Origin of the sequence: Mesorhizobium sp. YL-MeA3-2017, assembly GCF_030814575.1 — a bacterium.
Classification (GTDB): Bacteria; Pseudomonadota; Alphaproteobacteria; order Rhizobiales; family Rhizobiaceae; genus Mesorhizobium; species Mesorhizobium terrae.
Map to the genome: position 1 here is coordinate 199962 of NZ_JAUSVH010000003.1, position 20531 is coordinate 220492.

Consider the following 20531-nt stretch of genomic DNA (forward strand, 5'->3'; position numbering starts at 1 on the left):
GGCAGGACATCATGGCAGACCAGACCCGCACCGAGACTTCACCTAACGGCGGCGTCGCTTACTGGTGGACCATGTTCGTCGGCGCGCTGCTGGTCCTGCTTGGGGTGCTGATCGGCGCAGGCGGCGCGTGGCTGATCGCGCTCGGCGGTTCGTGGTACTATCTGCCCGCAGGTGTCGCACTGCTGGTGTGCGGCATATTTCTGCTTCGCCGCAACATCGCAGGCGTGTGGCTTTACGTGCTGACCTGGGTCGCAACGCTGATCTGGGCCTATTGGGAAGTCGGCATGGACGGCTGGGGCCTCATGCCCCGCACGCTGGCGCCGACCGTCATTCTGGTCTTCGTGCTCCTCACGCTGCCCCTATTCGGAGAGGGCAGTAAGCGGCGTTACGCCAACGGCGCGTATGCAGCGGCTTCGATCGCCGTTCTGGTTCTTGCCGGCGCGGCAGGCCTGGATCATTTCACCACGCAGGCGCAATCCCAGGAGGCCGCACCAGCTCAGCCGGCTGCCTCGGCAGCGCCTGTTGCACCCGCGGTTCCGACCCAGCCGACGCAGGCGGACGCAATGAAAGCTGCCGACACCGCCATCCACAAACCCGGCGATGACTGGCCGGTCTACGGCGGTTCGGAACTGGCGCGGCGCTATTCGCCGCTCGAACAGATCACCGCCGACAATGTCTCGAAGCTGACAAAGGTGTGGACCTTCCACACCGGCGACATGCCCGATGCGGCGGCGAAGGACGAATACTCGCCCGAAAACACGCCGCTGGAGATCGGCGGCCATCTGTTCGCCTGTTCGGCCAAGGGTATCGTCATGTCCGTAGACGCGGCGACCGGCAAGGAAGAATGGCGCTACGACCCCAAGGTATCCGACGACGCCATTCCTTACGGCGCCACCTGCCGGGGCGTTGCCTACTACGCCGTTCCCGATGCTTCCGCCGAGCAACCCTGCGGGAGACGCATTGAATGGGGAACGCTCGATGCCAGGCTGATCGCCGTCGACGCCAGGACGGGCAAGCTCTGCGAGGATTTCGGCGACCGTGGCGTGGTTGATCTCAATCAAGGCATCGGCAAGACGGTGCCGGGCTGGTATTCGGTAACGGCGCCGCCCACCATCGTGCGCGGCGTGGCGGTCGTGGGCGCGCAGGTGAAGGACGGCCAGGCCGAGGATGCGCCATCGGGCGTGGTACGTGGCTATGACGCCGTCACCGGAAAGCTCGCCTGGGCGTGGGACATGGGCCATCCCGACCGCGTCGGCGCACCGCCTGAGGGCGATACCTATACGCGCGGCACGCCGAACATGTGGACCGTTGCAGCGGCCGATCCGGAACTCGGTTATGTCTACCTGCCGCTCGGCAATTCCGCGGTGGACTACTATGGCGGCAACCGGAAGGATTTCGAAAACGAATTCAATTCCTCGATCGTCGCGATCGACGTCACCACCGGCAAGCCGGTCTGGCACTTCCAGACGGTGCATTATGACCTGTGGGACTACGATCTCGGCTCACAGCCCACGCTTGTCGACCTGCCGACCGAGAAAGGCACGGTGCCTGCGATTGTGGTGCCCAGCAAGCAAGGCCAGATTTACGTGCTGGACCGCAAGACGGGCAAGCCGCTGTTCCCGGTAGAAGAGCGTTCCGTGCCGATCGGCGGCGTCGAGCCGGACAAACTGGCCAAGACTCAGCCCTATTCGGGTTATGCCCATCTCGACCAGCCGGAGCTGACCGAGAAGGACATGTGGGGCATGAGCCCGCTCGACCAGCTCTATTGCCGCATCCAGTTCCGCCAGGCCGCCTACAAGGGAGAATACACGCCGCCGACTGCGGACAGGCCATTCATCGAGTATCCTGGATACAATGGCGGATCGGACTGGGGCAGCGTCGCCGTCGACCCGAAAAGCGGTATCCTGATAGCCAACTACAACGACATGCCGAACTACAACCAACTCATCCCGCGGGCCGAGGCCGACAAGATGGGGCTGAAGCCCATAGACCAGGGCAAGATGTCGGAGGCGGTGGCCGACAAGGGCGATCCACAGGCCGGCTCACCCTACGCGATCCACGTCAACGCGGGCTGGCGGCTGCCGACCGGACTGCTCTGTTCGGAGCCTCCGTATGGCCATATCCGTGCCATCGAACTGAAATCCGGCAAGACATTGTGGGACAAGCCGCTCGGCAGCGCCGTCAACAACGGACCCTGGGGCATACCGTCCATGCTGCCGCTCACCATCGGCACCCCGAACAATGGCGGCCCCCTCGTGACCGCCGGTGGTTTGATCTTCGTTGCCGCAACGACGGACGACAAGCTGCGCGCCATCGACATCAAGACTGGCAACGTGGTGTGGCAGGCTGACCTGCCAGCCGGCGGCCAGACCACGCCGATGACTTATGAGGTGAACGGCAGGCAGTACATCGTCATCGCGCCCGGCGGACACCATTTCATGGAAACGAAGGTCGGCGACCAGGTCATCGCCTATGCGCTGCCGAAAAGCTGACCGAGGGCGACAGCGAACGCGCATGACCGCAGTCCTATCGGCAGGCGCCTGGTCTCGATAATGGAGTTCGTTACAGCTGAGGGACCTTGCCGCACCAAACTGGTTCGCGGGTGCCGCGGGCCGGACGGAACAAGGCGCTCGTCTGCCGTTTCGTTGGCCAGGAAGAGAAACCGGGAAAAAGACTTCCTGTTCACCGTACCGTCACGCCCGGTTGACACGGCCCGCGGCACCAGAAGAACGCCGCGAGAGATGAAAGGTTCATGCCACGAACCGTCGCCATAGCCTTCGAACTTCTTCTTTTCGCCGCCACGGGGCAATCGAAGTACCCGAAGCGAGCTGCCGAATGGGCTTTCAGCGGAAAAGACAGCTGCGCCCCGTGCAGGCTGCAAGCGGCCAAAGTCATAACCGATAGTTCGGTTAGGTCTCGTACGCTTCCGTCAGCCATCGGTAGGCGAAGAGGAGCTCCGCGGGCTAACCGAAAACTCGGTTATTCAGATCGCGTTGAAACTCACTCCGTCACCTCGCGATCTCGGGAGTGCGCGGATGCCGAAACTCGCCGTCGATCCCGACGAGGCAGGTGTCTGCATAGGCGCAATCCTTACGGGGATCGATGCTCCGCCGCCAGGTTCCGGTCGGAACGAATTCCTCGCTCCTCCGTTGCCAGTCGCAGCCCAAAACAATCGTGGAGGATCGGCATGGGTAAGGACACGCTCCCAACGCCCGGAGGCGATGACCCCGAGGTGCGGTTTCTGACGGAGAATACCGACTTGTCGCCGAAGCAGGCGCGGGAACTGATCGCCGAGCACGGCCATGATCGGGAGAAGCTTCTCGAAATCGCAAGAACACGAAAAGCGGAAGGCTAGCCTGCCATGCAGCACGAATCCGAAACCGCAGAAGAAACCCGCAAGCAGAAGTCGATCCAGCGCGGAATAGACGCCAAGGACCAGTCGAAGACGCGGGGAAAGGCGAAAGGCGCGATGCAGGCGGGTGCACGCCGTTATCCCGAGCCGCCGTTTCCAGAGCAGCACCAGGCGAAGCCGGGGCACGAAACCAAGGTGGATCCCGCGCCGCTTTACGAATCGCCGTACTACCTCGGCTCCAAGAAGCTGGACGGCAGGGTAGCGATCGTCACCGGCGGCGATTCCGGTATTGGGCGTGCGGTGGCTGTGCTGTTCGCCCGGGAAGGCGCCGATGTCGCGGTCGTCTACCTGGCGGAAGACAAGGATGCCGAAACCACGAAGGCCGCGGTCGAAAAGGAAGGCCGCCGCTGCATCCTCGTCAAGGCGGACGTCAGCGAGCGCCCGCATTGTCGCCGCGCTGTGAAAGAGACGCTCGACAAACTGGGCAGGTTGGACGTGCTGGTGAACAACTCCGCCTTCCAATACCATGCCAAAGATTTCGGCGACATCACCGAAGAGCATTTCGACACGACGCTGAAGACCAATCTGTACGGCTATTTCCACATGGCGCAGGAGGCCGTGCCGCACATGAAACCTGGATCGGCCATCGTCAACACTGGCTCCGTTACGGGCATCGAAGGTTCCAAAGCCCTGGTCGACTATTCCATGACGAAGGGCGGTATCCATGCCTTCACGCGCGCGCTGTCGGGAAGCTTGATCGACAAGGGCATCCGCGTAAATGCCGTGGCGCCGGGGCCAGTCTGGACACCGTTGAACCCGTCGGACAAGGAAGCGCAGGATGTCGCGAAATTCGGCGGCGACACGCCGATGAAGCGGCCGGCTCAACCCGAGGAGATTGCTCCGGCATATGTATTCCTCGCCTCGCCACAGTGCTCAAGCTATATCACCGGCGAAATTCTTCCCGTAATCGGCGGCTACTGAGGCAGGTATCACCGGAACGACTTTGCCGAATCTCGATGAATTGATCAGGTCCGACGCTGACAAGCGGATTTCCTCGGAAACGCGCATCTGACCGAGGCGGAAGTGGAAGAGTTCCGCGTGCGTCGTCGCCATGCCCAGGAACGGAGCCCCGGCGCAAGTTGGCACGCGCTCCCTCGACTCGCCAGAAGATGAAGATGGGGCTGAGCCCGAAGGATGTTTTCCAGCCACGTCAGCGAGCCGCGACTGTCAACTCAATCGAGCTGAATCTATTTCAAACGCCCTGTCAAATGATAAGGACAGGTCCGTCGGGAGGCGTCATGCTTTGAACATCGACGGCAATGGGTCAGGGCGCCGTCGGCTGTGAGCGACTATCGCGCTTCCGCCCCGATACGGAGGGAGCCGCAATGGGTCATACCCCGAGCGGGATAGCCTATCCTGAGGACATGCAGCGTCTGCGGGAAATGTTCGACAGGTTCTGCCGTGAAAACGGACTCGTGAATGGCAGCGCGGAGGCCGAGGATCTCGCTAAGGCCGTTATGTCGCTATTCGCTGCCGGCGTGGACGAGGAAACGGCACTTTTGGACAGTTTGGCGGAGTACAGCCGGCGCAAGACGAGAGCGGAATTGACGCCCCGCCCGAATACGAGCTCTCCCGCCGGCAACGGACTGCAACGTCGGGAAGACTGGAACAATCCTGTTTGAGAGGCATTACGGAGCAAATGATCGACGGAAGGTGTTCATGCCCCGGTACTATTTCGATGCCTACGATCAGAGTGATTTGACCCGCGACGAAGAAGGGATTCATTGCGATTTGAGGTCGGAGATACAGGAAAGGGCGATCGACGCTCTCCCGGACATGGCGCGGGATGCGCTTCCGAACGGCCCGAACCACGATTTCCGTATTCAGGTGCGCGACGAAAGCGACCGGGTCGTGTTTCGGGCGACGCTTACCCTGACGTCCGAGTGGTTCGAGGGAGGCCCGGCCCGATAGCTCAGCGAGGTTCGATGCGCAGGCTGAGATAGGTCGGGTCGAATTCGGCCAACTCGGCGAGAGCGTCGAAATCGTTGATGAAGACCATCCCGCCTTTCCAATCGACAAGGCGGGTCGACCGAAGTTCCTGCAGTTTGCGGTTGATGTGCACGACGGACAAGCCCAGGAGGTCGCCAAGCTGCGTCTGAGTCAGCGGCAACGCGTATCGATTGTCGGACGCGATGCCCGCAGCCTCCAGTCGGAGATACAGTTCGCAGAGGAAATGGGCGATCCGCTGTTTAGTCGACAGGCGCCCCATACAGGTTATCCAAGCTCTTTGGACCGCGCCGTCGATCACCGTCGAGAGCCAAAAAAGACGGCCGAGATGGGGACTCTGTTCGGTGGCGCGGCGGATCGAATCGTATGAAGTGAACCCGACTTCACAGGAATTGATCGCTGCGACACCGTGATCCATGACCTTGAGAAGATAGGCGTGGAGATCGACAAAGTCCCCTGGCACATGCAGCGCGGTGATCTGGCGACCTCCGTTTCGCAAATAGTGGCTACGCGCCGCGAACCCGCGCATGACCATGCAGCTTTCCCCTGGCCGCGAATCCTCAGCGATGATTTCCGCACCTGGAACGAAGGCGACTTTCCGGAATGGAAGTGAGTTCAGCAGCGTGATTTCCGCCACCGACAATCGATCTCTTTTGCTCAAAGCTCGCACAAACGGCAGCAAATCGGGAGAAACAGCCGGTTCAAACTCGTCCATCAGGCGCAAACGGAAACACGTGCGCTTTGTTCCGTCCTCAGGCGAGCCCGCGCTATACGTCTCCTGCAGCGCAGGTTCGCGCCACCATCGACTTCGGCATGGCAATATCGGAAGTAGGGTCGACCTCGGATAACAACGAATTTGCGAATTTCGAGCGTCTTGTCTTTCTTGTTTCCGGGCGAGCTAAAATCTCTCGGCGGCTTAAGATTGTTTGGAACCAACAATCCGTGCGGGCGTTCATGGCGGTTAAGGGGGACTTTATTTTGAACGAACAAACTATCGCAATCCTCGTCGTGGACGACGAGCCGCTGCTGCGGATATTCGCAGTCGATTTCCTGACCGACGCCGGGTTCATGGTCTACGAGGCCAGCAATGCCGACGAGGCATTGGAAGTGCTAGGCTCCCGTCCCGACATCTTCGCCGTCTTCACCGACATTCAAATGCCCGGCACCCTGGACGGAATTGGCCTGGCGCGGCGAATCAAGAAAACCTGGCCTGGGATTTTCGTCATCGTCACCTCTGGCCAACAGGTGGCGGAGAGCGGCGAGCTTTCCGACGACGTGCCGTTCCTCACCAAGCCCTATCTGCCCGAAACGGTAGCCGCCATGATCCGGCAAAAGCTTAGCCCGCAAATTGTCCACGCTCCCGTATCCGAATAGTCCTTCGCGAGCAAAACGGACCCGAGCGAGACGAGATGTGCCATCAGGGGCCGAGGAACTTTTGCGGCGCGTGCAGAAGGTTCTCTGGATGAGCGAGCCGACGCAACGCCCTAGGCATCCTCGTGCCAGTCTGTCACAACGACAGCGCCCTACCGCCTGCCGTCAGTTTTTCGGCCTTTAACTTCGTTTGTAGCGAGTAGCCTATGATGTCCGTCCGCTCGACCGATTTCTCCAAACGGACCCTCGGCCTGGACCCGCCAGTCGCGTTGGGTCTGGCGGCTGCTCTGGTTTTTTTCCTGATCAGCGGCGCGGTCGCCTATTTCAATCTGCAGACGCTGCGCGAGGGAAACCAAAGCATCACCTATTCGCACGACGTGATCGTCGCTCTCGATGAACTGCTGTCGATGGCGCAGGACGCCGAAACGGGACAACGCGGCTTTCTGCTCACGAACGACGAACGATATCTAGACCCCTACGAGGCCGCCCTTCGGGCCATTCCGCCAAAGCTCGACGAAATTCAACAGCTCACCTTGGATAGTCCGACGCAGCAGGCAAGGGTGGCCCAGCTACGCATGCATGTGGAAGCCAAGCTCGCCGAACTCAAGGAAACGATAGACGTTCGACGCAGTCAGGGGCTCGAGCCTGCGTTGGCGATCGTCAATTCGGATCGCGGCAAGGCGGAGATGGACGCGATTCGCAGCCAGCTCTCCGCGATGGCGGACGAGGTCGAGCGGCTTCGGGCTCAGCGGCTTGCCGACATGGACAGCTCCCAGAAGACCGCCCTCGCTACCAGTTTCCTTTCCGGGCTGCTCGGCATTCTGCTGACGGGCGCTATCGCGTTGCTGATGCGCCGGGCGACGCTGGGGCGTCGTCGCGAGGAGTGGCTGCAGTCGGGCCAGGTTGGCTTGGCAACAGCCATGATGGGCGACCAGCCTGTCGAACGGCTCGGCAACAGCATACTCGAATTCCTGGCGGGTTACGCGGGCGGCGTGGCGGGAGCGCTTTTCGTCGGCGACGGAGAGGTCTTTCGGCGCACGGCGACCTATGGCGTTCCCGAAGGCGCGAATGTTCTCACGAAGTTCAAGCTCAGGGAGGGTCTCCTGGGGCAAGCCGCGGCGGAGCGTCGTTCCATCCTCGTCGGCGAGGTTCCGGAAGGCTATCTCGCCTTCGGTTCGGCTCTGGGGCATGACAGACCGCGGCATCTGGCACTTCTTCCAGCAGGCGTCGACGACACCGTCAACTCGGTCGTCGAACTCGGTTTCCTTCGTCCCGCCGACGAGAGAGTGAACGCGCTGCTAGAGGCTGCGTCCGGAGCCATCGGCCTTGCGGTCCGGTCGGCCAAGTATCGGGATGAGCTCCAGAACCTGCTTGAGGAAACGCAACGCCAGTCCGAGGAGCTGCAGACGCAGAGCGAAGAACTGCGCGTCTCCAATGAGGAACTGGAAGAACAGGGTCGGGCGCTCAAAGATTCGCAGGCCCGGCTTGAGCAGCAGCAGGTCGAATTGGAGCAGACGAACTCGCAGCTCGAGGAGCAGGCGCAGCAGCTGGAAACACAACGCGACCATCTGGAGCGGGTGAACGCCTCGGTTCAGCTGAAGGCGCGCGAGCTTGAACAGGCCAGCCGTTATAAGTCGGACTTCCTAGCGAACATGTCGCACGAGCTTCGAACGCCGCTCAATTCGTCCCTCATTCTCGCTAAGCTCCTTGCCGACAACCCCGACGACAACCTCACCGCCGAGCAGGTCAAATACGCGCAGACGATTCAGTCCTCCGGCAACGACCTGCTGAACCTGATCAACGACATTCTCGACCTTTCCAAGATTGAGGCCGGCCACGTCGAGATCCGGCCGGAGCCGGTCGCGGTCGAGCGGCTGGCCGACAATCTCAGGCAGCTCTTTCAGCCTGTCGCCGCCGACAGGGCGTTGGAATTCCGGATAGACGTCTCGAAGGAAACTCCGCCGACTATCGAAACGGACCCCCAACGCCTCGAACAGGTTCTCAAGAACCTGTTGTCGAACGCCTTCAAGTTCACTGAAGCCGGAGAGGTGAAACTGTCGATCGGCCGAGGCGCCGACGGCCGGATCGCCTTCGCGGTGTCCGACACGGGCGTCGGCATCGCCAAGGAACAGCAGCTACTGGTCTTCGAGGCGTTCCACCAGGCCGACGGCACGATCAGCCGCAGATACGGCGGCACCGGACTGGGCCTCTCGATCTCACGGCAGCTCGTCCGACTTCTGGGCGGCACGATCGACCTGGTAAGCCAGCCGGGCCGGGGCAGCACGTTCACCGTCCTCGTCCCCGCGGTTTACGACCCATCCAAGATTCCGTCGCGTGAGTTTCAAGCCTCTGGGATGGTCGGGGAGACCTCGCACGGAGAACAGCCGCGCGTTGCACCGATCATGCCTTCCCACAAGCTGGATGACGACCGAGGCTCGCCCCCAGACGAAAGACGCATTCTGCTCGTTGTCGAGGATGACGACACTTTCGCGGCCATCCTTCGCGATCTGTCGCGCGAAATGGGTTTCCGGTCCCTGGTTGCCGCGACGGCGGAAGAGGCTTTGGACCTTGCCAAGGCATTCATGCCTAGTGCGATCGTTCTCGATGTCGGCCTGCCTGACGAGTCGGGGCTTTCAGTGCTCGACCGACTGAAGCGCGATGTCAAGACACGTCATATTCCTATTCATGTCGTCTCCGCCGACGACCATGCCGAGACGGCGTTTTCGCTGGGCGCTGTCGGATACGAGATCAAGCCGGTCAAGCGCGAACAGCTGGTCGATGTCTTGCAGAAGCTGGAGGCCCGGCTGTCGCAGCGCATGCACCGGGTCCTCATCGTCGAGGACGACCAAGTGCAGCGAGAGGCAGTTGCGAAACTGCTGTCGTCCCACGACGTCGAAACAGTAACCGCCGGCACCGCCGCGGAGTGCCTCGAGCTGCTCCAGGGGGAAACGTTCGACTGCATGGTGCTCGACCTGTCCCTGCCGGACGCGTCGGGCTATTCGTTGCTCGAGACGCTCAGTCAGGAAAGCGCCTACTCTTTTCCGCCCGTGATCGTCTATACGGGCCGGGAGCTTGCCCTTGACGACGAGCAGCGCCTGCGTCGGTATTCGAAATCGATCATCATCAAGGGGGCGAAATCGCCCGAGCGGCTCCTCGACGAAGTCAGCCTGTTCCTCCACCAGGTGATATCCGAACTGCCCGACGAACAGCAGAGGATGATCCGCAAGGCACGGCACAGGGACGCGCTGCTGGAGGGACGACGCATTCTGGTTGTCGAAGACGACGTCCGCAACGTCTACGCCCTGACCAACATTCTAGAGCCGCGGGGCGCGATCGTCGAGATCGCCCGCAACGGGAAAGAAGCCCTGAACGCTCTCGAGAAGGCTCGAAGCAACCCTGAGGCAGCCATCGAGCTTGTCCTCATGGACGTGATGATGCCCGTGATGGACGGGCTGACGGCTACGAGCGAAATCCGCAAAAACCCCGATTGGAAGAAACTGCCGATCATCGCCCTGACCGCCAAGGCGATGCCCGACGACCAGAAGCGATGCATCGACGCCGGCGCAAACGACTACATGGCCAAGCCGCTCGACGTCGAGAAACTGCTGTCCCTCGTACGCGTCTGGATGCCGAAGTGACGGAAACCCATTCAGCCGAAAAGGTCGAGGATATCGAGATCCGGCTTCTGCTGGAGGCGCTTTACATCACGTACCACTACGATTTCCGCAACTATTCCATGGCATCGATCAAGCGGCGGCTGCGTCAGGCGCGCGAGCAGCTGGGATTTGCGAACTTCTCCGCATTGCAGGAACGCGTGATGCACGAGCCGGAGATGCTGCCGCGGCTTCTGCGCTACCTGACGGTTCAGGTCAGCGAGATGTTTCGCGATCCGAGCTATTTCTGCGCCTTGCGCGAAAAGGTCGTCCCGCACCTGAAGACCTATCCCTCGCTCAAGGTCTGGATCGCCGGATGCAGCGGCGGCGAAGAGCTGTACTCGCTCGTCATCCTTTTCCGTGAGGAGGGACTGGAAGAGCGAACCATCTTCTACGCCACCGACATAAATCAGGAGGCGCTGCACGCCGCGGAGAGGGGGATCTTCGCGCTCGACCGCGTCCGGCTGTTCACGGAGAACCACCGCAAGTCCGGCGGCAGGTCGTCTCTGTCCGACTACTATCAGGCCGCCTACGGCAGGGTATCTTTCGACAAGAGCCTGCGTCGGAACGTGGTTTTTTCCGACCACAGCCTGGTGACGGACGCCGTCTTTGCCGAAATGCACCTGATATCCTGTCGCAACGTCCTCATCTATTTTAACCGGGACCTGCAGGACCGTGCGGTCGGCCTGTTCAAGGACTCTCTCGCCCGCAAGGGGTTCTTGGGGCTTGGGGCCAAGGAGAGTCTGCGCTTCTCGCAATACGCCGGATCCTTCGACGAGTTCGTTCGGGAAGAGAAAATCTATCAGAAGCGGGGCGCATGATGACGGCTCAAGCCGAGGCAGTGGTGATCGGTGCGTCCGCGGGAGCGCTGGAAGCGCTTTCCGCCATCCTTCCCGCGCTTTCTACGGAGTTCAGGCTCCCCGTCATGGTGGTCGTACACGTGCCTTCCGACAGGCGAAGCGTCCTGGCGGAGCTGTTTAGGGCGAAATGTAAGGTTCAGGTCCGGGAGGCGGACGACAAGGAGCCGATCGTCGGAGGGACGGTATATTTCGCCCCGGCGGACTATCATCTTCTTGTCGAGCCGGACAAAAGCCTGTCGCTTTCAAGCGACGAGCCTGTGCTCTTCTCCCGGCCTTCGATAGACGTCCTGTTCGAAAGCGCGGCCGATGCTTACGGCCCGGCGCTGATCGCGATCGTCCTCACAGGGGCCAACGAGGACGGCGCGAAGGGTATGCGGGCCGTCCTCGAACTGGGCGGCGTGGCGCTGGTTCAGCGTCCGGACCATGCTTTCGCACGCGCAATGCCTGAAGCGGCAATCCGTCTGTGTCCCGGGGCCCAAGTGATGGCTCTCGCGGAAATCGCCGCGCACTTGCAGAAGGTTTGAGATCGATCATGCCACCCGTTCACTTTCTTCTGGTCGACGATCTGGAGGAAAATCTCCTTTCCCTCGAAGCTTTGTTGCGTCGCGAGAACCTTGTTTTGCTGAAGGCGCGTTCAGGAGACGAAGCGCTTGAACTTCTTCTTCGCCACGACGTCGCTCTGGCACTCGTCGACGTGCAGATGCCCGGCCTCAACGGTTTCGAACTGGCCGAACTGATGCGCGGCAATGAACGAACCAGGCATATCCCGATCATTTTTGTGACGGCGGGAACGGCCGACGGCCAGCGGCGTTTTCGCGGCTACGAGGCCGGCGCGGTGGACTTCATCCAAAAGCCGATCGAGACGGACATTCTGCGGAGCAAGGCGGACGTGTTCTTCCAGCTTTATCGCCAGCGCCAGCAGATCGCCGCGCAACGGGACGAGCTGGAAGCGCAAGCCGAAGCGCTCAAGGAAGCTGGCCGCCGCAAGGACGAATTCCTGCTGACGCTCACGCATGACCTGACCTTGCACAAGGATGCCAGGGCGCAGCAGGACGTGCTGCTGCGCGAGATCAACCACCGCATCAAGAATCTGTTCAGCCTTACGTCCGGACTGATCTCCCTCAGCGCGAAGAACGCTCGCAGCGTCGAAGAGCTCTCGGCCGACCTGAGATCACGGCTGAAGGCTTTGGCGGATGCCCACGCCCTTACTCTTCCGGATTTGCGACAGAACCAGCTCGCGGGATCTTCCACGACCGTCGCGGCTTTGCTGGAAGCGATCCTTTCGCCGCACGAGTTCGAGCAGGCGCCGCGCATAACCATCACCGGTTCGGATGCCGCGCTGTCGGGGAAAGCGCTGACGTCTTTTGCCCTGCTGGTTCACGAATTGGCCACCAACGCGGCGAAATACGGCGCGCTCTCTACGCCAGAAGGTCGGTTGGCGGTTGAAATTTCGGTGACGAGGGATGAGACCTTACGCGTCTGCTGGGAGGAGCAGGCAGCTGCTCATGCGATAGTCAATCAGGACCGGGATCGGGAGGGTTTTGGCACCGCTCTCGAGAAAGCAGTACTGGTGGGACTTGACGGTTCCATCTCCAGGGACTGGAGAGAGGAAGGGCTGTCGCTGACGATCGAAATGCCCTTGGCGCGCCTGGTGCCGTAGTGTCGGCCGCGGGAGCGCTTCGAACGTGACACGGCAAATCTAGCCGGGCCTCGGGACCAAACACTAGAATCGGTCCGTCGATAGTGTCTCCTTGGAGCTCGAAGGCATCGGACATCGCCGACTTGGTGTACGAGGGCGATCGGCGAGTTGACACGGAACCAAGTTCTCGTCGAGCAACTTAATGGCGATAGCCAACGTCCGGAGAGGTTGATGAAAATTGCGAGCGCGGAGTTGTGGACCGTTGTCCGTTCTGCGGTTGCGGCATTTTTCGACGACGGCGCTCTCAGTCATTCGGCGTCTATGGCTTTTTACGCCGCGACATCACTCGCTCCATCCTCCTGATTGTGCTCGGCGTCGCTAGCTTTGCCACGGGAAGAGACGCTGCCGAGATCGCGATATCTGCCCAACTGACGGGCCTGCTCGGTCCTCAAGGATCCGATCTTTTGAAAACGACAGTCGAGAACGCGTCCGGGCACAAGGGATTTATGGCTTCCGTCGTCGCCGTGGTCACCTTGCTCGTCGGCGCATCCGGGGTGTTCGGAGAAATGCAATCCACGCTCAACCTCATGTGGAAAGTCCCACCGCGAAGAACGTCCCTGTTGAGCCTAGCGCGGACCCGCGCAGCGAGCCTTGGGCTGGTCGCATCGCTCGGCTTCCTGCTGTTGGTCTCGCTGGCTGCCAGCGCTGCGGTCTCGGCCTTGGGCGGCATGATGACATCCCGACTGCCCTTCGGAGAATTTCTGCTGTCGGTCGCGAACACATTGGTCTCGCTCGTCCTGGTCGCTCTGCTTTTCGGCGCGATCTTCAAGATTCTCCCGGATCGCGCGCTATCGTGGCGCGACGTACGCTTCGGCGCGGCCGTCACCGCGATTCTTTTCACCGTCGGCAAATCCCTGATCGGTTGGTACCTGGGAACCAGCGCGATAGCCTCGTCCTACGGCGCCGCAGGAAGCCTCATCGTCCTCTTGCTATGGGTATTCTATTCCTCCGCGATATTCCTGTTCGGTGCAGAGATCACGCGCGCTGTCGCCGTCCGGTTCAGAAACCATCGCGATTTGACGCCCATTGCGACGGGAAAAATATCTTTGGACATTTCCGGCACGAAGGACTCGGCTGTGCGCCCGCTCGGTGCCATCGCGTTGATTGCAGGAATTTCATCAATTGTAACTTTGGCCTTCCTCCCTCGGCGTCAGCGACACTGAAGCGGCTCACTTGGGGAAGACCGGACCGTGGATGGAATATGTCCCGCTCCACGAATTGTCCTGATATCAGGCGCGCAAACCCGCTCATGGCTATGGCACCCCGTAGCCAGCGTGTGTCGGCTCCGATGCGGAGAGCCTGTTTGGGGATACGTTTGCTTCGCGTCTGAACGGTATCGATGGCTCAGCGCCGGCCGCTTGTGAAGCGCGGGAGTCAAGCAAAGATCAGCGATTGACGCCGCCACCGATCCCGCCGTTGTCGACCAAGGTCAAGCAGACCAACTTTCGCCGCGTGGAACGAAAATCGATGCTGGTCGTTTTGGGCTCGCTCCCTTGCCAGATTCCCTCCCGGCAAGTTGAGCAAAGCCCGCCCGGCAATCACCGCCTTGGGCGGGCTTTTGATTCTGGAAATCATGGGAGCGTTTATTCCGGGCTGGAAGGCCTTTGGCGCGGATGTGTGTCCGACGCGAAGGAAGATGAGGTTTTCATGTGGGCGGACGACGCTCATCAGAGTCGCGACGATGGTGGAAACCCGAAGAGGTCGGTGTCGCGATCCTCCCGGCCCGTTACCGCCGCCGTGATCTGCTCCGCCGCTATGCGTGACCAAGTGATACCGTTTCCACCGTAGCCCATGGCTGCGAAAAGGCGCGGTTTCCCCGGAACAGTCGCGATAATCGGCAAACCGGACCCGGTCGATCCGAACGCACCCGCCCATGTGTAGTCCGGGGTGGCGTCGAGAGCCGGAAACAGCGCCTTGAGTTTCCCTGCGATAGTGGCGGCCTTCCGGGAGATGAGGGCGTCGCGGCGGGCCTCGTCTTCGAACTCTTCATCCTCGCCCCCGCAAATGACGCGCCCGTCGTGGGTGGTTCGTATGTATAGATAGGGATCGGAGGCTTCCCAGACGAACGCTTGAGTCGGCCACAGCTTGGTCGGCTGCGGCTTGGTGGCTATGGCGTAGGTCGATATCACCCTGTGCCCGTTGCCAGGTACGCCGACTGCAAGTTCGTAGCCCGTCGCCAGAACGCACACCCCGGCTCGAATAACCGGGCCGGCGGCCGTTCCGACCTCGACATGGTCGGCCGAATGAGAAAAGGACACAGCCTCCACTGGGGCGAAAGCCCGCGCTTTGCGGGACAGGCAGGCCCGCCACAGGCCGGCGGTCAGACGGCGGGGATCAAGCGCTAGATTGCCATGGCACTCAATAGCGTTCTCGCGGTCGATGCCGTAGCGCGATCCCAACTCCGACCTCGTAAGATAGGTGGCGTCGAGGCCCGCGGATCGACGCGCATCGGCTTCCGACTGAAGGCTCGAACCACGAAGCACATTGCCAGCGAGATATAGCGAACGACGCTCCGCGAGGCCGCATTCGATGCCTATGTCCTGAATTCTCGCCCTGAGTCCTTCGACGGCGAGCCGCGAGCGAATCCAGGCGCGTTCGGCCTTTTCCTTTCCGGCAATCAGCGCAAGTTTCGTAATCGGCTGGTCGATCTCGAACTGAACGAGTGCTGTAGTCGCCGATGTGGAGCCTCGCAACAGTCCACGGCGGTCGATCGCGATCACCGATTGCCCTTCGGCTGACAACGCCTCGGCGATCATGCTGCCGGAAATGCCCATTCCGACTACGACGACATCGGCTTCGCAGTCCCGGACCAGCGTTTCCGTGGGGACTTGCGGCGTCCTGTACGCGTACCAGACCGGGCGTCCGGTACGAAGATCGAGGTGCCGTTTCATTGAATATGGCCCGTGCCGTGCGCACCACGCCGGCTTGCTCCAAAGCAGGAATGCACTACAGACCAGCCTGCTCCCTTGTGCTGGCATGCGGCCCGACTGGATGGGGAAGCCGCATTAAGGAACATGCGGCATGTCCCGCTGTCCAAGGTGGCCTTTTTGTGCGCCGCCGCCCGGCTTTCGGATGTCTTGCCACCCGACCCGCCGTCTTTCGAATGGGCGGCGATGGCCGGAGCAGCGCCTGCGTTTGTCCGCGTGTCGCGCGCTTTCCTTTTTATGTTTTCTTTCTTGGCGTCGCGATTGAAGAGTTTGCCAAAAAACCCCATTCCCGCCTCCTGTAGTTGATCGGTCGATTGAATGTCGACCAAGGCGGTTGGTTCCCCAAGGCTGGTCGCGACGTGGAGCGACCCCTTTCCGCAGCCGCCTCGCGTACATCTTGCGGAACCAAGGGCCGGGAGCGGCGTTCCTTCGCGACGAATTTGCACAAGGGGCGTCATCATGAACGGCATCATCTACCTCGTGGGATTGATCGTGATCATCATGTTTATCCTGTCCTTCCTCGGACTGCGCTGAACCTATGATCGGCATTCATCGTTTCGAACCGCAATGCTTGGCGCCGTGCAAAGGATGAGATCATGACCATCATGGAAGAAGAGACTGCGATCGTTGCCGCCGCCGATGCGGATTCCGGAAGTTATATGGATTGGCCTGCAGTTATTGCAGGTGCGGTGATGGCCTCGGCGATTTCGCTTGTGCTCATCACTTTCGGTTCCGCTATCGGACTGTCGCTGACGTCGCCCTTCGACAACACGGGCATGTCGGCAGTTGGCTTGGCTATCGCGTTGGGGCTTTGGCTCGTCTGGGTTCAAGTCTCGAGTTTCATGGCGGGCGGATACGTCACGGGGCGGATGCGGCGCCGTCTCCACGACGCGACCGAGCATGAATCCGACGTACGAGACGGCATACATGGTCTCGTCGTGTGGGGTGTTGGCGTGCTGCTCGGAGCTTCCATACTGGCGCTGACTGCGGGCGGAGCCGCAAGCACCGCGGCAACGGCTGTAGGCGGCGCCGCGCAAGCGGCGGTCGAAAAGATGGCCGACGCCGCCCAAGGAGTGAATCCTCTCTCTCGCGCTGTCGACACTGCGTTTCGGACCACACGGCCGGACGCAAGCACCTCTGTGGATGCACGCAACGAGGTGATGGCGATCGTCGCCCGCGGTATCGCACAAGGCGATATTCCCGAGGCCGACCGAACCTATCTGGCGCAGGTCATCGCCGCACGCACAGACGTTCCTCCAGACGAAGCCAAAGCGCGGGTCGACACGATGGTTACTAGTGCCCAGCAGGCCGCAGAAGAAGCCAAACAGCAGGCGAAGCGGGCAAAACGCTTTGCCGTGATTGCAGCTTTCGTCACCGCTGCCTCGTTGGCTATCAGCGCGGCCGCCGCATTCTGGGCCGCCGGCATGGGCGGCAGGCATCGCGACGAAGGAACGGTGATCCCCAGGTGGTTCGACCGCATGCCTTGAGATGGAACGTCAAATCCACACCCAGCAAAGGAAAACGAAATGCGTTCGATCCTCCTCTGGATACTTGGCGTTCCGATCCCGATTATCATTTTGATCGCCTTGTTGCGCTAAATTTTCAAATGCCGCTTGCGCACATTTCCAGTCGGGGAACGCGCAAGCGGCATCGCTTCGAATCTGACCGCGTCTGACACTCCGTACACAGCGCCTGCGGAAACGCGGAGCCGTCCTGGTGTTCCCCTGTGGCGTAGGACAGACGGGGCGAACCGATCGGACGGAGGGAACGCCCGAACCCTCAGGAAAGACGCATGGCGGAATCAGAGAGCGATCCAAACGAGACCGTCAGACGCGAAGCGGTTCTTGTTCCGGTGATCGTGCTGGGCTTTCTGGCCTTCGTCTTCAAAGCCGAACTTCTCACACAAGGCGCGATCGCGGCGCTAGTTGTGGCCGTCCTGCTGATTGTAGCGGTTGTTGCCGTTTCGGTGCGTATCGCTCATCACTCTGAAGTACTCGCAGCAAAGGTCGGCGATCCGTATGGCACCATGATCCTGACCCTATCGGCGGTGCTCGTGGAAGTCGTCATCCTTCTCATCATCATGACCGAAGCGTCATCTCCGACGTTGGCCCGGGACACGATCTTTTCCGCGGTCATGCTCGATATCAACGGAATCCTTGGCTTATCCGCATTGTTGGGCGGCTGGAAGTTCGGAGAACAACCGTACAATGACGATTCAGGCAAGACCTATGGCGCCATGATCATGACCGCCATGGGTATCTCGATGGTGGTGCCCGAATTCGTGCCGAGCGCCCAATGGCACGCCTATTCGGTCTTCACCATTCTGGCGATGGTGGTCCTTTACTGGGTGTTCCTGCGAAACCAGATCGGCGCGCATAGCTACTTCTTCAACTACAGCTATCCGGACAAGAAGCGCGCCAGCAACAGGAAGCTCGCTGACGAGCCCTTCCTGCCGTCGTTGTTTTTCCTCATTGGCGAAATCGTGTTGGTCGGCCTTCTGGCGGAGGTGATGTCGGGCTTCATGTCCGCGGGCCTGCGGGCGATCTCCGCGCCGCTCGGCATTGCCGCCCTGATCGTCGCGACGATGTCGGCGGCACCGGAAATGTTCACTGCCTTGCGGGCGGCGCTGTCAAACCGGATGCAAGTCGTGATCAACATCGCCCTGGGCGCGTCCCTTTCGACTGTCATACTCACCGTTCCCGTGATCGAGGCTGCCGCTCTGGTATGGGGCCAGCCATAAACATGGCGATGACCCCGGTTCAAACGGTTCTGGCCGCCATTACACTGGTCGTCGCCGCGATCAACCTGAACGACGGAGAGACAAATGCGATCGAGGGCATGACGCATTTTGTCCTTTTCGCAACGTTCCTGGCGTTGGCATTCTTGGGAATCGCGGGTGGCTGATGGAGGTTGCCTCGAACGGGGAGGGAACTGCTCCTTCTCCCGTCTGTTGTGGAGGAAAGGGAGTTTCCACGATGCCGACGACGCCCAAACCCGAAAATCGGCCGACGCGACCTACCGCCGACCCTAAGGACAGCCACCCCGCGATACCGGGGAGAAGCCCGCGCCCAATCCAAGAGCGACCAGCATCCTGCCTGACACGAGCACCAGGAAGGAGGTCGAGGCAATCCGTCTTAACCTGAAGCCCTAGGCAGCGATACGTGCCGCGATCCTGGTTCAGGAATATCCTCGACTCATCGCCTGAAATGTTCGAAAGCGGGTCTGCTAAGCTTTCCGCTGGTTGAAATTCTACCGGAGAATAGCCGACAAATTTGCCTCAGCTCGAGCAACTATGGAGCCGCTACGGCTATCACAAAAGAAGTGCTGCTATCGCCGAGACCGATGGTGATCTCCAGTGTTAGGCGGCACGGACCGCTGAGGAGACACCGCTGCTGTACGCGAAGACGAGGGAACGGCGACGAAGAGGCTCGTCCGCCGCCGACAACCCCGGCTGCGCTAGATTCGGCGACTTTTCAGCCAGCGAAGAACCTGCGCTTCCTCATCGTCCAATTGGGCGATGGGGCGCTTGCCTTTGTTCGCGTGGGTCATTTCGACAAGCAGCGTTCCGTCTAGCCACGCCGTCAGCACCGCGGGGTGCACGTAGCATTGGCGACAGACCGTGCGCGTGTTGCCCAGCCGATCGGCTACTTTGTCGATGACGCGGTTGAGCACTCTCTTCCGTGCGGTACCGCTCTCGGGCCTTTCGGTTTGTGCCAACAACGAGGCGGCGTGGATGGTGCCGCCCCATGTCCGGAAATGCTTAGCGCTGAAACCGTTGCCAGCCGCTTCGCGGATGTATGCGTTGACATCCTGTGACCGCACCGGCCTTCTCCCGCCGTCCTCGTCGATGTACTGGAACAGTTTCTGGCCGGGAATGTCCTGAGCGCCTCGCACCACGCGCGCAATGCGGCGATCGACAAGCTTCAGCTTCCATTCCTTGCCCGACTTGCCCTTGAAGGAAAAACGCAGGCGGGCACCCGTTATGTCGACGTGGCGGTCGCGCAGGGTGGTGAGCCCGAAGCTCTTGTTGTCGCGGGCATAGGCCGCGTTGCCGACCCGGATCATGGTATTGTCCAGAAGCCAGACGACGGAAGCGACCACGCGCTCGAACGGCAAGCCGTGACGTCTAAGGTCGTCGTCGATCTGAACTCGCAGGCGCGGCAGCGCCTCCGCGAATTCGATCATGCTGGAATATTTCTCGCCGTCGCGTTCGGCCGCCCAATCCTGGTGGTACCGATACTGCTTGCGGCCCTTTTGATCGCGTCCCGTAGCCTGGATATGTCCGTTCGCGTCAGGCGAGATCCAAACCTCCGTCCAGGCTGGCGGGATGGCGAGTGCACGTATGCGCTGGACTGTTGTGCCTTCCTTCAGCTTGTTGCCTTTCGGACCGACGTACCAGAAATGCTTTGGCGCGCCCTTCCTACGGATGCCCGGCTCGCTGTCGCTGACGTAGGCGAGCTGCGCACGCTCGGCGGCCGCGACGAGACTTTCGTCACTGCATTCGGCTGGCTTCTTCTCGTCAGGCATGGCTGCTCCGGTATGGTTCGTGAATACGCACGGAACGACATCAGGTTCCGCAGCTTTTGAGGCCGGACCTTAGGAGAAATCCGGTCTTGCAAGCGGAACGCTCGGTACTGCCACGGGATGCAAGGCAACAGCGGA

The 20531-nt window shown here is 61.0% G+C and carries 16 protein-coding genes and 1 pseudogene; 13 read left to right on the forward strand and 4 right to left on the reverse strand.

Annotated features, from left to right (window positions below; genetic code table 11):
• Nucleotides 1-11 precede the first annotated feature (11 nt).
• The 5 genes from QFZ88_RS28455 to QFZ88_RS28475 all read left to right on the forward strand — a co-directional run bounded on the left by QFZ88_RS28455 (nt 12) and on the right by QFZ88_RS28475 (nt 5323).
• Complete coding sequence (locus QFZ88_RS28455; protein ID WP_065996745.1) at nt 12-2492, forward strand: membrane-bound PQQ-dependent dehydrogenase, glucose/quinate/shikimate family; 2481 nt, start codon at nt 12-14, stop codon at nt 2490-2492.
• A gap of 695 nt (nt 2493-3187) precedes the next feature.
• On the forward strand, nt 3188-3355 hold the full coding sequence (locus tag QFZ88_RS28460) for a hypothetical protein (protein ID WP_167523831.1): 168 nt from the start codon (nt 3188-3190) through the stop codon (nt 3353-3355).
• A gap of 6 nt (nt 3356-3361) precedes the next feature.
• Nucleotides 3362-4333 carry an SDR family oxidoreductase gene (locus QFZ88_RS28465; protein ID WP_065996744.1) on the forward strand — a complete coding sequence of 324 codons (972 nt, stop codon included), beginning with the start codon at nt 3362-3364 and terminating at the stop codon, nt 4331-4333.
• A gap of 404 nt (nt 4334-4737) precedes the next feature.
• Complete coding sequence (locus QFZ88_RS28470) at nt 4738-5034, forward strand: hypothetical protein (RefSeq protein WP_139116428.1); 297 nt, start codon at nt 4738-4740, stop codon at nt 5032-5034.
• A gap of 37 nt (nt 5035-5071) precedes the next feature.
• Entirely contained in the window at nt 5072-5323 is a 252-nt protein-coding gene (locus QFZ88_RS28475) for a DUF6894 family protein (RefSeq protein ID WP_065996742.1), read from the forward strand.
• Nucleotide 5324: 1 nt separating this feature from the next.
• Here the strand turns inward: QFZ88_RS28475 and QFZ88_RS28480 are convergent, their stop codons facing one another.
• The gene (locus QFZ88_RS28480; RefSeq protein ID WP_083237621.1) at nt 5325-6074 is read right to left on the reverse strand and encodes a Crp/Fnr family transcriptional regulator; all 750 of its coding nucleotides are present in this window, start codon (nt 6072-6074) and stop codon (nt 5325-5327) included.
• Between the two features lie 26 nt (nt 6075-6100).
• On the opposite strand from QFZ88_RS28480, the gene QFZ88_RS28485 reads away from it, so the two are divergent.
• The 6 genes from QFZ88_RS28485 (at nt 6101) to QFZ88_RS28510 (ending at nt 14105) form a co-directional block, all read left to right on the forward strand.
• The gene (locus QFZ88_RS28485) at nt 6101-6733 is read left to right on the forward strand and encodes a response regulator (RefSeq protein ID WP_245317411.1); all 633 of its coding nucleotides are present in this window, start codon (nt 6101-6103) and stop codon (nt 6731-6733) included.
• A 206-nt stretch (nt 6734-6939) separates the two neighbouring features.
• Nucleotides 6940-10368: a response regulator gene (locus QFZ88_RS28490; RefSeq protein ID WP_065996948.1), complete on the forward strand. Its 3429-nt coding sequence runs from the start codon at nt 6940-6942 to the stop codon at nt 10366-10368.
• Nucleotides 10365-11204, forward strand: coding sequence for a CheR family methyltransferase (locus QFZ88_RS28495; RefSeq protein ID WP_065996741.1), 840 nt, complete (start codon nt 10365-10367; stop codon nt 11202-11204). The genes QFZ88_RS28490 and QFZ88_RS28495 overlap by 4 nt, the downstream gene beginning before the upstream one ends.
• Nucleotides 11201-11767 (forward strand): chemotaxis protein CheB, encoded by a 567-nt coding sequence (locus QFZ88_RS28500; protein ID WP_245317410.1) that lies wholly within the window; start codon nt 11201-11203, stop codon nt 11765-11767. The genes QFZ88_RS28495 and QFZ88_RS28500 overlap by 4 nt, the downstream gene beginning before the upstream one ends.
• Entirely contained in the window at nt 11764-12903 is a 1140-nt protein-coding gene (locus tag QFZ88_RS28505) for a response regulator (protein WP_245317409.1), read from the forward strand. Before QFZ88_RS28500 ends, QFZ88_RS28505 begins: the two co-directional genes overlap by 4 nt.
• Before the next feature lie 233 nt (nt 12904-13136).
• Entirely contained in the window at nt 13137-14105 is a 969-nt protein-coding gene (locus QFZ88_RS28510) for a YihY/virulence factor BrkB family protein (protein ID WP_065996739.1), read from the forward strand.
• Nucleotides 14106-14609: 504 nt separating this feature from the next.
• Here the strand turns inward: QFZ88_RS28510 and QFZ88_RS28515 are convergent.
• Together QFZ88_RS28515 and QFZ88_RS28520 are read right to left on the reverse strand one after the other, a co-directional pair.
• Nucleotides 14610-15833: an NAD(P)/FAD-dependent oxidoreductase gene (locus QFZ88_RS28515; RefSeq protein WP_065996738.1), complete on the reverse strand. Its 1224-nt coding sequence runs from the start codon at nt 15831-15833 to the stop codon at nt 14610-14612.
• The gene (locus QFZ88_RS28520) at nt 15830-16198 is read right to left on the reverse strand and encodes a hypothetical protein (protein ID WP_083237618.1); all 369 of its coding nucleotides are present in this window, start codon (nt 16196-16198) and stop codon (nt 15830-15832) included. Before QFZ88_RS28520 ends, QFZ88_RS28515 begins: the two co-directional genes overlap by 4 nt.
• Before the next feature lie 267 nt (nt 16199-16465).
• Here QFZ88_RS28520 and QFZ88_RS28525 point away from each other — a divergent pair, with 267 nt between their 5' ends.
• Together QFZ88_RS28525 and QFZ88_RS28530 are read left to right on the forward strand one after the other, a co-directional pair.
• A complete protein-coding gene (locus QFZ88_RS28525; protein ID WP_083237617.1) occupies nt 16466-17356 on the forward strand; it encodes a hypothetical protein in 891 nt (296 codons plus the stop codon).
• Nucleotides 17357-17832: 476 nt separating this feature from the next.
• Nucleotides 17833-18773 (forward strand): annotated as a pseudogene (locus QFZ88_RS28530) (calcium:proton antiporter); the annotation flags it as partial.
• A gap of 552 nt (nt 18774-19325) precedes the next feature.
• Here the strand turns inward: QFZ88_RS28530 and QFZ88_RS28535 are convergent.
• On the reverse strand, nt 19326-20396 hold the full coding sequence (locus QFZ88_RS28535; RefSeq protein WP_065996737.1) for a DNA topoisomerase IB: 1071 nt from the start codon (nt 20394-20396) through the stop codon (nt 19326-19328).
• Between the last annotated feature and the right edge of the window lie 135 nt (nt 20397-20531).